The following is a 9638-nucleotide window of genomic DNA, read 5'->3' on the forward strand; positions in this document are numbered from 1 at the left end:
GAGCGCCGCTGCAAACCGCAAACACCTGCACAGTTGGCCCGGTTACGGCCTTACCGTGCCGTCGTTGGGTCAATCAGCCCTGCTTATCCGGCACCGGGCGACTGCCGCTGTCGCGACCGAGCTGCGCCAAGGCGCGGAGCACATCCGACAGCGTGTCAGCCAGGGCGCTGCCGGCACCCGACATGTTTTCCTCCTCAGCAACCATCTCCTCGCGGAGGTCCTGTTCCCACTGCTCCAGCAGTGCGATCTTCTGCTCGGGGCTCATGCCGTCATGGTCGGCAATGTCCCGCGGGCTTGCCAGCTCGAAGCCGGCGCGGGCGCGGATGGCGTCGGCACCCACTGCGGCTTGAGGATCGATGGTCTTAGGCATGGAACAGCTCCTGTTTGGTAACTTTTGTTGCAGCGCTTGTTGCGCTCCGAAGGCCGTGTACTAGCCGCCTCAGTTGGCAATGGGCAGCCGGAATACAGCACTGTCTGGCCCGAGGGTCAGGCTGCCGCCGTGATCCTGCGCAACGCGCTCGGCCGCTCTGACCATGAGCTGCAGATCTGCGCGCTCTCTGGGAGTGTCGGGCGGCGCCGCGCCGGTGGCGGTGATGGCGAGCCAAAGCTCGCTGTCGCGACGTTCGACCCGCAAGCGCGGGCGCTGCGCACAAACGCCGTTGCAGTCAGTGCCCACGCCCACGAGCCGCAACGCATGCACCAATGCCGCCTCCAGACTCGTCGGCTCCACCGCGAGGGTTGTGTTGTCGGGCTCTGCCCCCGCGACGTCACCGCCAAAGGCAAGCACCACCCCCGCCGCGAGCGCGGCGGCGTCCACGCGCTGCCGCGGGCCGTCACCGAAGCGGGTGGACTTGACCGCATTCGAGAGCTCCGTGGCGACGCTGCCCGCGGCGCTATGGATGCGTGCCAGGCGCTCCGCCCGCTGCGCATCGTCCTCGTGCTCGAGCTGCATGGTCTCGGAGATGAGGTCGATGACACTCAAGGGTGTGCGCAGCCGGTGTGCCTGCTGACGCGCCTGCTCGGCCAAGAGCGAACGCCGCTCGAGGTCGGCAAGGCGCTCCAGCGCGGGGTTGAGGTCTGTTCCGGCCGCTGGCGCTTCGGGGGCGGTGGAGCCGGTCTCACCGCCGCGCCGCCTGTCCATTGCCATTGGGATGTGGATCGGTCTTGCGTTGCTTGTCCGTCTATCTCGCGGGCAGATCTTATGCAAACACAGGTCCCACCCGGCGGTCAGCCGGCGGCGTCAAGCACGTCGGCCTGAGCGACCACTTGACACAGCAGTGCTGTCAGGGCCTTGCGGCTGCTTCAACTATGCTCGTCCACCTGCTTCTCGGCCTCGTCCTTCGTAATGCCGTAGAGCTCCTGCAGGCGGCCGACGAGCTTGTCCCGCTCGCCGTTGATCTGCGCTAGGTCGTCGTCGGTGAGCTTGCCCCACTTGACCTTCAGCTCGCCCTTGGCTTGCTGCCAGTTACCGCGGATCTGTTCCCAATTCATGTTGCCTCCCGACCGGTATGCCGGTCCTAGTTTGGATGAGTGGCACTATGCAACCTTGCATCCGCCGTACCAGGTCCACAGGCGGCGCCGCCGAACGGGCCGTCGGCGGGCGCAGTCCCGGGCTGCCGCCACACCGAACCCTACCTGCCGGTGCTTCCGGACGACGCCACCAATGAGGCATTGGGTGATTTGAGCCACTTGCTGGTGCGAAACACCCATCGGCTGACTGCTATGGCCTGCGCAGTGCGTGGTCCAGTCTGGTGCCGAACGCCGTCTGCATCGATGCGCCGGCGCGTTGCCGAATGGCACCATCGGATCGCAGGGGAGATAGACTCTAAGCGGCGCGGCGCCGGTCGCCCGCTGCGACCGCAAAACTACAATCAAGGAAAGTCCGGCGATCTCCGCAACCCTGAGGCAGCCCTCGGCCAATGACAAACCGGCGTCTTGCCGGCGATCCGTTTGCTCGTCGGTCTGAGGCACCGCATCGCCAGATGTCCCCCACGCACGGGCCGTCACTATCGGAGGCAGTCCATGTCCGAGCCCGCCGTCCAGGCCCTGGTGCACGCCGCCCGCGTCCGCGTAGTGGCGGCAACTCTGGCGCAGCTTCTCGTGACGCTCGCCCTGCTGACTGCGCTGCCGGCGGCGGTGGCGTTCGGGCTCGGCAGCCTCGCACTCGCGCAGCGCCTGGGGCTGGTGGCGGCGGCGCTCGGCATCTTGGGCGTCGGGTTGCTGCGGCTGCCGCAGCTGGACATGCGCCGCGTCGACCTGCAATGGAACGAGGCACTGGCGGTGACGGCCCTGGCCTTTCTACTGGCAGCGGCGACCATGGTCTGGCCCATGATGGCGGCAGGCATCGGGCCACTGGATGCCCTGCTGGAGACCGTCTCCGCGGTGACCACCACCGGGCTCACAGTGCTGCACGGCCTGGCACAGGCAGACCCGGCAGTGCTGTTTCTGCGCGCCTGGATGCAATGGTATGGCGGCCTCGGCATCGCGGTGTTGACGGCCGCGCTGATCATGCGCCATCACACCAGCGCACGGCGCCTGCTCGAGACCACCGGCGAGCGCCTCACCAGCGCCGGCGCGAGGCAGCATGCGCGTACCGTGTTTGCGGTCTATGTGCTGCTGACCGTGCTGGCGGTGGGGGCCGTTTGGGCGGCGGGTGTCTCGCCCTATCACGCGCTGCTGTATGCCTTGCCGGCCGCGGCTACCGGCGGCTTCGCGCCTGCCGACACGAGCCTAGCCGAGCTGCCGGTGCCGGCCATCGGCGTACTCAACACCGTCTGCCTGCTGGCAGCGGTGAGCCTGCCGTTGTACGCCCGCGTCCCGACGCACGGCCTCGGTGTCCTCTGGCGCGATGAGGAGGTGCGGACCCTGTTTGCGCTGACGCTGCTCGCGGCCTCAGCTCTGATGCTGATCGGCCAGCTGCAGCTGGGATTGGACTGGCCGGCAGCGCTCGGGCATGGGCTGGCGCTCGGGATCTCGGCCCAAACCGACACGGGCTTCAGTACCACCGAAATCGCCGCCCTGCCGGCTGCGGCGCTGCTGGTGCTGATGCTCGGAATGACCATCGGCGGCTGCACCGGCTCCACCGCCGGCGGACTCAAGATCGTGCGCCTGCTGGTGCTGCTGCGCCTGGTGCAGCTGGCGTTGCGGCGCACCGCGGTGGCGGGGCGCGCTGTCCTGCATGCCCGCGTGGACAACGAGCGCGTGGAGCAGGAGATGATCATCAGCGCCTTGCAGCTGCTGACACTGTGGCTCGCGGTGCTGCTGCTTTCTTGGCTCGTGTTTCTAATACACGGGGCGCCGCCGCTGCCGAGCCTGTTCGAAGTCGTGTCCGCCACCGCCAACGCCGGCCTCACGGCCGGTCTGACGGGCCCGGAGCTTGCACCGACACTCAAGGCCGTGCTCATCGCAGACATGCTGTTCGGCCGCGTCGAGATCGTGGCCATGTTGGTGCTCCTTTACCCACCCACCTGGATCGGCAGGAGGCGCAAGCTCTGATGCGCACCGCTTTCATCGGCAGCAATTCGCTGACCATCACCACCGCCGAGCTGCTGCTCGCGGACGGCCACGAGGTCATCATCGTCGAGCGCGACCGCGACCGCATCGACGCGCTCAGCGAGCGGATGGACGCAGGCTTCGTGCACGGCGACGGCACCTCACCAGATGTGCTGCGGGACGTGGAGCCCGAGAACACGGGTGTGCTCTTCTGCCTGCTGGAGTCGGACCAGACCAACATCCTGGCAGCCCTCATCGGCCGCTCCCTGGGCTTCGAGCGGGTCGTGCCGCGCATCAACGACCGCCAGTTCCAGCACATCACCGACGAGCTGGGGCTGGATGACACCGTGCTGCCCAATCAGGCCGTCGCGAGCCATCTGCGGGATCTGTTGGGCGGCGAGAAGTCCCTGGAGCTGTCGTCTGTGATCCGGGATGACGCGTCGGTCTTCAGCTTCGTCGCCGGCGACGACGAGGCCGGGCCGCTTGAGGCGCTGGACCTGCCGGAACGCACGCGCATCGTCTGCATATACCGCAACGAGCGCTTCCGACTGCCCGAAAACACCCGCCGCATCAAGACGGGTGACGAAATGATTCTTATCTGCGCCCGCGAGCAGCTCGACGAGCTGCACCGGCGCTGGGGCGAGCATGCCGACCAGTCGGATTGACGACACCCCAATCGAGACGAAAGAGGTCGCAGCAGGTCCCAGGCAATTCAATATTCACAAGCCGGATTGGATCGGCAATCTCGAGGACCGGGAAGCGTACGTCTACGACTCCGGCTGTCTGAACTGCCATACCGCCCTCGAGCGCGCCACCAGCGACGATCCGGCGGCCGGGGCTGCGCACCAGGCCTACTTCGCCAATGCCCAGGGCAACGGGGCCGCGGAAGGCCCCGACAGCTGCGTCGACTGCCATCAGCACGTGGGCCACGAGAACCTGCGCAGCGCCTTGGAGGTGCACTTCGACGAGGTGCCCGCGGCCGCCGGCTGAAGCGGTGCCGCCGGTCCCCGCCCGAGGCGAGCTGATAACAGCGCAGTCTCCGACGGCTCGGCAGGCCGCAGCTGCATAAACTGACACCCGGGTTTTCGGCGCGCGTTGTCGCGCCCGACGCTGTGGGGCTCGGATTGGTGCGCTGCTTGCTTCCATTCGGGTAACAGACGGGTAAGGCCTGAACGCCGGGTCGTCTCCGGCAGCAACCTGCCCGACCGCAGCCACACCCCGAAGCATCCTGAGGAGGAATGCCATGAGCACATACGTTCTGTCGACGGCCCATATTCCGCACCGGGAGTACCGCATACCGCACCAGAACCTGATGCGCCCTTTCGTCTGGCTGAAGCGCGGCTTCGAGGACATGGTCGCGATGCCGGGCGTCAGTCTCGCCTATGGTGCCGCAGTGGCCGCTCTGGCCTTTCTGCTGGTCTTCATGACCGTTGGCGGCAGTCAGTTCTTTCTGGTGCCGTTTCTGTTCGGCGGCTTTTTAACCATCGCCCCCATCGTCTCTGTGGGGCTGGTGGCGATGGCGAAGCGCCGCGAGGAGCAGCGCCATGACCAGACGGTGTGGAAGATGCTGTCGGTCAACACACCGAGCCTGTCGTTGCTGGGTCTCGTGCTGCTGTTCCTGTTCCTGAACTGGATCATGCTGTCGAATCTCATGTTCGGCGGCTTCTTCCACGAGGTCATGCCTACCTATGGCAGCGTGCGGCCCCTGCCCGTCATGTTCGGCGAGAGCTGGCCCTTCGCGCTTGTCTACGGCGGGATCGCTCTAGTACTGGCGCTGATCCTGTTCCGGATGGTGGCGCTGGCGCTGCCGATGCTCGTGGACCAGAAGGTGGACGTTTTCAACGCTGTCTTCGCGAGCTGGCGAGCGGTCGGTGAGAACTGGCCGAGCATGATCGTCTGGGCCGCGCTCCTGTTCCTGCTGACCGGTCTCGGGATCGGGCTCTGGTTCGTCGGTCTGGTGGTCGTTGTGCCACTCTTGGGGTATGCAACCTGGCATGCCTACCGAGACACGCTGGTGCCCCTGCCCACGGCCACCCCGGAGGCGGACAATAGCCTCTGAGCCCATCGGGGAGCCCATTGGGCGCCGCTCACCGGCCTGCGCGGTGAATCCGGCGCCCGCTGCGCGCTCTTAACCTGGAGCAAAAGCCGTGCAACTGAAGCATCCAGACAAGGTGCTCTTCCCGGACGCCGGCTACAGCAAGCAGGACCTGGCGGACTACTACGCCGCCGTCAGCGAGCCCTTGCTGGCCCAGGCCGCCGGCCGACCGCTCACGCTGCGCCGGTTCCCGGATGGCATTGGCAAGGAGGGCTTCTTCCAGCAGCATCATCGCGGCGATCTGCCGGAGGGTCTGCCCGCGCAGCCGGCGCCAACCGCCGACGGCGAAGACGAGATCGTGCACATCACCGTCGCATCGGCGGATGGACTAAAGGCCCTCGCGGACATGGCGACCCTGGAGCTCCACGGTTGGCTGGCCCGGGCGCCCAAGCTGGACCAGCCCGATCGCCTGGTGTTCGACCTCGATCCACCGAACGGCGAGTTCGACGCTGTGCGCGAGGCCGCCCGGCGCGTAGCTGCCTTGATGGACGACCTCGGCCTGGTACCTCACCTGATGACCACCGGTTCCCGCGGTTTGCATGTGCTGGCACCCCTGACGCCCAGCATGGACTTCCACGGCGTTCGCGAGCTCGCCAAGGGGATGGCACACCGCCTCGCAGAGCGCTATCCGGACAGCCTCACCATTGCCCAGCGCAAGGACAAACGCAGCGGCCGACTCTATTTGGACATCATGCGCAACGCCTACGGGCAGAGTGCGGTGCTGCCCTACTCACCCCGGGCCAAGCCGGGAGCCCCCGTGGCGACGCCGCTCGACTGGGATGAGCTCGCTGGACTCGAGGATGCCCGAGCCTACAACATCAAGTCCATTCCGCGCCGACTCGCACAGAAGGCAGACCCGTGGGCCGACATCGACAGGGCGCAGGCAGACCCAAAGGCGGTGCGCTCCGCACTCGCCCGCTGAGCACCGCCCCCTAAAACGGGGACGGTATACTGATCTTCCCGAAAACCGGTGACTGTGTGTTGGTCTCCGGACACAACTGCGTTGAGCAGTAGCATGTGTGGGTGACAGATAAGTATACCGTCCCCGAATTCTGGCGTCCCCCAATTCTGGCTCAGGCGGAGGAGTATTACGCCGCGGGCGTTTCCGGCTGGTCATTGTGGTCCACATCCGCATTGAGTGCGTACTTTTGGATGCGGTAGCGCAGCGTCTCGCGGGTGGTTCCCAGCGCCCGCGCAGCGGCGGTGACATTATGGTGGCTGCGCTCGAGGGCGGTCTTGATGATGTAGCGGTCCATGTCGCCGAGCGCCATGCTGCCGTCGAGGGGAATGCTGATGCGGTTGCCGTCGACGAAGGGGCCGCTGTCCGTCCGGCTCTGTGCGGGTGCGGCGATGCCCTGGCCGAGCTGCAGCCACTCGATGGGGAACACCTCGTCCCGGGCCAGCAGCACGGCGCGCTCGATGACGTTGCGCAGCTCGCGCACGTTACCCGGCCAGCTGTAGCCGCGCATGTGGCGGTAGACCTCTGCGGGTACCTCCTGCACCTGGCGCCCAGAGCGGGCGTTGTACTCGTCGATGAGGGCCGGCACCAGCTGTTCGAGGTCGTCGAGGCGCTCACGCAGCGGCGGCAGATCGAGCCGGAAGACGCTCAGGCGATGGTAGAGATCGCTGCGGAAGCTGCCCGCGCGCACGCGCTCCTCGATATTGCGGTTGCTGGCGGCGATGATCTGCACGTCCACGTCGATGGACTTCTCGCCGCCGATGCGCCGGAGGCTGCGGTCCTCCAGCACGCTCAGCAGCTTGGTCTGGAGGTCCAAGTCCATCTCGGCGATCTCGTCCAGAAAGAGCGTGCCTTCGTGCGCCTGTTCCAGGTAGCCGCGGTGGCGCCCCTTGGCGCCGGTGAAGGCACCGGCTTCGTGGCCGAAGAGCTCGGACTCCAGCAGGTCCCGCGGCAGCGCGGCACAGTTCACCTCGATCATCGGCCCGTCGGCGCGCGGGCCGCCGTGGTGGAGGATGCGCGCCACCAGGCCCTTGCCGGTGCCGGTCTCGCCGCCGATGATGAGCGCGCTGAAGGGCACCTCAGCCAGACGGGCGATCATGCGCCGGGTCTCCTCGGTGGTGGCGCTGTCACCGATGTAGGACTCAGGGGAGTAGCGCTTGCGGCTGGCGCGGCTCTCCGTGGCGATGCGGCGCTGAGCGAGCGCGCTGCGCCTGGCGCCGGCGACGATGATCTCCAGCCGCGCCAGCGGGCAGGGCTTTTCCAGGAAGTCGTAGGCGCCGAGCCTGAGCGCGCGCACCGAGTCCGGTACGCCACCATAGCCGGTGAGCAGGATCCACTCCCCGGGCAGCTTCTGCTTGCGGGCCTCTTCCAGCAGGTCCAGCGAGTTGCCGTCCGGCAGGCTCATGTCCGCAAGGATCACGAGCGGCTCCAGGCGGTGGCCCAGGACGGCCTCGCGTGCGGCCTTGATGCTGCCGGCGCGCTCCACGTCCCAATTCTTACCCCTGAAATGACGCGCAAGCTCCGTGGCGAGGGCCGGCTCGTCTTCGATGATCAGCAGTGAGTCGGACATCCGGGCGACCTCTTGGTGGGAGTCATCGACGGGGACTGCTGTCAGTGTGCCTCGCCCCGAACGCGCTTGACCATGTCCGGCTCCGGGCCGGCAACGCTACCAGCCGCTCCTGCGGCCTCGATGTCGAACAGGTCCACGAGCCCGACGAGCTCACCGTTGGCCTCGATCACCGGCAGGACCGGCTGCCGCAGCGCGCGCATCTGCTCACACACCTGCGCCACCGTGTCCTCAGGCCGGCAGGTCGGCGGGTCTGGGCGCATGACTGCGCGCACGGTGCGCCGATCCGGGTCCATCCGGCTGCCAACGCGGCGGGCTGTGGTTTCGAGTGCCGATAGGGTGCCGACGAGCCTGCCCCGGGCAATCACCGGTAACAGGGCGCAGTGGTGGCTTGCCATCTGCTTGGCGGCGCTCCGCAGGGTGGCTTCCGGGGTGGTGCTGGCTGGTCGTCGCTGCATGGTCTGGATGAGAGTCACGTGGCCTCCTGTGGGTTGGCTCGGTCTGGGAGAGGCGCGGGCCTTGGCACAACAAGACAGTGTCGACTTGGGCCCCGCCTCTCCGCACGAATGGGCATGGCCTCTGCAGAACGCGGTGCAAATAACACGCCGGTATTGCGATCAGGCCCCGCGCAGGCTCACAACCGGGCGCGCTGCTGGGCAACGGCGTGACCGGGCGGACCGCGTCGCCGCTATGGGCACCGGCGAAAGGCCCGCCTAGGGAAGCGCCGATTTTTTGGCGCTTCCCGTGCGGGGCAGGACGCCCCGCCATTTTCGGCGACGCAAGTCGCTGAAAATGCAGGAGCCGGGAAACCGCGTTTTCGGGGTCTGTCTGATTTTTGGGCAGGATGCCCAATAAATCAGCATCTCCCTAAAGGTGCATATCCACCGCGCCTTCGGCCGATCACAGTCGCGATACGGCGCAGGTCGCCGAAATCGCAAGCGCAGTGGCCAGCGCCACCGCCCCTGCGACGAGCACCCGGGCGGAGCCGACACCCGCCGCCGTGCACCGCTCACAACAAGCTATCCTTTAAACAGTGGACAACGACCCCGCTGCAGCGGATTCTCCGTCGCCGCAAATTTGAGGTGCCGCGATCCCAAGCCGCTGCAGGCGCCACGGGTCCTCACCGTACGGAGGTCATCATGCTGCTCAAAGACCATGACACCGGCAAGCTCGTCGAAGTGCTCTCACTCGGCGACCTCTACAGCCCTCGTCACGACCGCGTCGCCGGCCGCCTGCATTACGGCGAGGAGGCCCAGGACCCGGCCTACTTCGAGAAGACCAGGCTCCACTTCGCCTCCGGTGAGCCGTTGCCGCGCTGCTGGACGGACCCACACTACCGTGATGCGGAGGTGGAAGCCGCCCATCACCACGGTCAGGTGGCTTGAGCTGGAAGTCCGCTGCAAAGCCCCAAGGCGGTCCGGAGTCTTCCTAAAGGGGACCCCTGAGGGCGCCCTGCGGTATACCCCGGTCTCGGCGCGCGCCGCACCGCCTTGCACGCCACTTGCATACTGTGCCGTCATCCCTGA

General features: G+C 67.0%; 11 protein-coding genes. 6 read left to right on the top strand and 5 right to left on the bottom strand.

The window, feature by feature from the left end:
- Positions 1 to 73: 73 nt before the first annotated feature.
- The 3 genes from I6U14_RS09440 to I6U14_RS09450 all read right to left on the bottom strand — a co-directional run bounded on the left by I6U14_RS09440 (position 74) and on the right by I6U14_RS09450 (position 1491).
- Positions 74 to 370, bottom strand: a complete 297-nt coding sequence (locus I6U14_RS09440) for a hypothetical protein (protein WP_296898759.1) — start codon at positions 368 to 370, stop codon at positions 74 to 76.
- A gap of 69 nt (positions 371 to 439) precedes the next feature.
- Entirely contained in the window at positions 440 to 1147 is a 708-nt protein-coding gene (locus I6U14_RS09445; protein ID WP_296898761.1) for a hypothetical protein, read from the bottom strand.
- A 155-nt stretch (positions 1148 to 1302) separates the two neighbouring features.
- Positions 1303 to 1491 (bottom strand): CsbD family protein, encoded by a 189-nt coding sequence (locus I6U14_RS09450; protein ID WP_296898763.1) that lies wholly within the window; start codon positions 1489 to 1491, stop codon positions 1303 to 1305.
- A gap of 531 nt (positions 1492 to 2022) precedes the next feature.
- On the opposite strand from I6U14_RS09450, the gene I6U14_RS09455 reads away from it, so the two are divergent.
- From I6U14_RS09455 to ligD, 5 genes are all read left to right on the top strand, one after another.
- Entirely contained in the window at positions 2023 to 3495 is a 1473-nt protein-coding gene (locus I6U14_RS09455; protein WP_296898765.1) for a TrkH family potassium uptake protein, read from the top strand.
- Positions 3495 to 4157, top strand: a complete 663-nt coding sequence (locus tag I6U14_RS09460; RefSeq protein ID WP_296898767.1) for a TrkA family potassium uptake protein — start codon at positions 3495 to 3497, stop codon at positions 4155 to 4157. The genes I6U14_RS09455 and I6U14_RS09460 overlap by 1 nt, the downstream gene beginning before the upstream one ends.
- Positions 4138 to 4482: a NapC/NirT family cytochrome c gene (locus tag I6U14_RS09465; RefSeq protein WP_296898769.1), complete on the top strand. Its 345-nt coding sequence runs from the start codon at positions 4138 to 4140 to the stop codon at positions 4480 to 4482. The genes I6U14_RS09460 and I6U14_RS09465 overlap by 20 nt, the downstream gene beginning before the upstream one ends.
- Positions 4483 to 4735: 253 nt before the next feature.
- A complete protein-coding gene (locus tag I6U14_RS09470; RefSeq protein ID WP_296898771.1) occupies positions 4736 to 5551 on the top strand; it encodes a DUF2189 domain-containing protein in 816 nt (271 codons plus the stop codon).
- Between the two features lie 88 nt (positions 5552 to 5639).
- A complete protein-coding gene (gene ligD / locus I6U14_RS09475) occupies positions 5640 to 6509 on the top strand; it encodes a non-homologous end-joining DNA ligase (protein ID WP_296898773.1) in 870 nt (289 codons plus the stop codon).
- A 166-nt stretch (positions 6510 to 6675) separates the two neighbouring features.
- On the opposite strand, the gene I6U14_RS09480 is transcribed toward ligD, so the two are convergent.
- The gene (locus I6U14_RS09480; RefSeq protein ID WP_296898775.1) at positions 6676 to 8115 is read right to left on the bottom strand and encodes a sigma-54 dependent transcriptional regulator; all 1440 of its coding nucleotides are present in this window, start codon (positions 8113 to 8115) and stop codon (positions 6676 to 6678) included.
- 41 nt (positions 8116 to 8156) lie between these two features.
- Positions 8157 to 8588 (bottom strand): CBS domain-containing protein, encoded by a 432-nt coding sequence (locus I6U14_RS09485; RefSeq protein WP_296898777.1) that lies wholly within the window; start codon positions 8586 to 8588, stop codon positions 8157 to 8159.
- A gap of 663 nt (positions 8589 to 9251) precedes the next feature.
- Between I6U14_RS09485 and I6U14_RS09490 the strand changes: the two genes are divergently transcribed.
- A complete protein-coding gene (locus I6U14_RS09490) occupies positions 9252 to 9497 on the top strand; it encodes an acetyltransferase (RefSeq protein ID WP_296898779.1) in 246 nt (81 codons plus the stop codon).
- Positions 9498 to 9638: the final 141 nt, after the last annotated feature.

Source organism: Thiohalocapsa sp. (genome assembly GCF_019695415.1).
Taxonomy (GTDB): Bacteria; Pseudomonadota; Gammaproteobacteria; order Chromatiales; family Chromatiaceae; genus Thiohalocapsa.

What these genes read in the sequence shown, in the direction of transcription:
- I6U14_RS09455 (WP_296898765.1), top strand. Translation starts at nt 2,023, where the DNA reads ATGTCCGAGCCCGCCGTCCAGGCCCTGGTGCACGCCGCCCGCGTCCGC.
- I6U14_RS09450 (WP_296898763.1), bottom strand. Translation starts at nt 1,491, where the DNA reads ATGAATTGGGAACAGATCCGCGGTAACTGGCAGCAAGCCAAGGGCGAG.
- I6U14_RS09445 (WP_296898761.1), bottom strand. Translation starts at nt 1,147, where the DNA reads ATGGCAATGGACAGGCGGCGCGGCGGTGAGACCGGCTCCACCGCCCCC.
- I6U14_RS09460 (WP_296898767.1), top strand. Translation starts at nt 3,495, where the DNA reads ATGCGCACCGCTTTCATCGGCAGCAATTCGCTGACCATCACCACCGCC.
- I6U14_RS09440 (WP_296898759.1), bottom strand. Translation starts at nt 370, where the DNA reads ATGCCTAAGACCATCGATCCTCAAGCCGCAGTGGGTGCCGACGCCATC.
- I6U14_RS09480 (WP_296898775.1), bottom strand. Translation starts at nt 8,115, where the DNA reads ATGTCCGACTCACTGCTGATCATCGAAGACGAGCCGGCCCTCGCCACG.
- I6U14_RS09490 (WP_296898779.1), top strand. Translation starts at nt 9,252, where the DNA reads ATGCTGCTCAAAGACCATGACACCGGCAAGCTCGTCGAAGTGCTCTCA.
- I6U14_RS09470 (WP_296898771.1), top strand. Translation starts at nt 4,736, where the DNA reads ATGAGCACATACGTTCTGTCGACGGCCCATATTCCGCACCGGGAGTAC.
- I6U14_RS09465 (WP_296898769.1), top strand. Translation starts at nt 4,138, where the DNA reads ATGCCGACCAGTCGGATTGACGACACCCCAATCGAGACGAAAGAGGTC.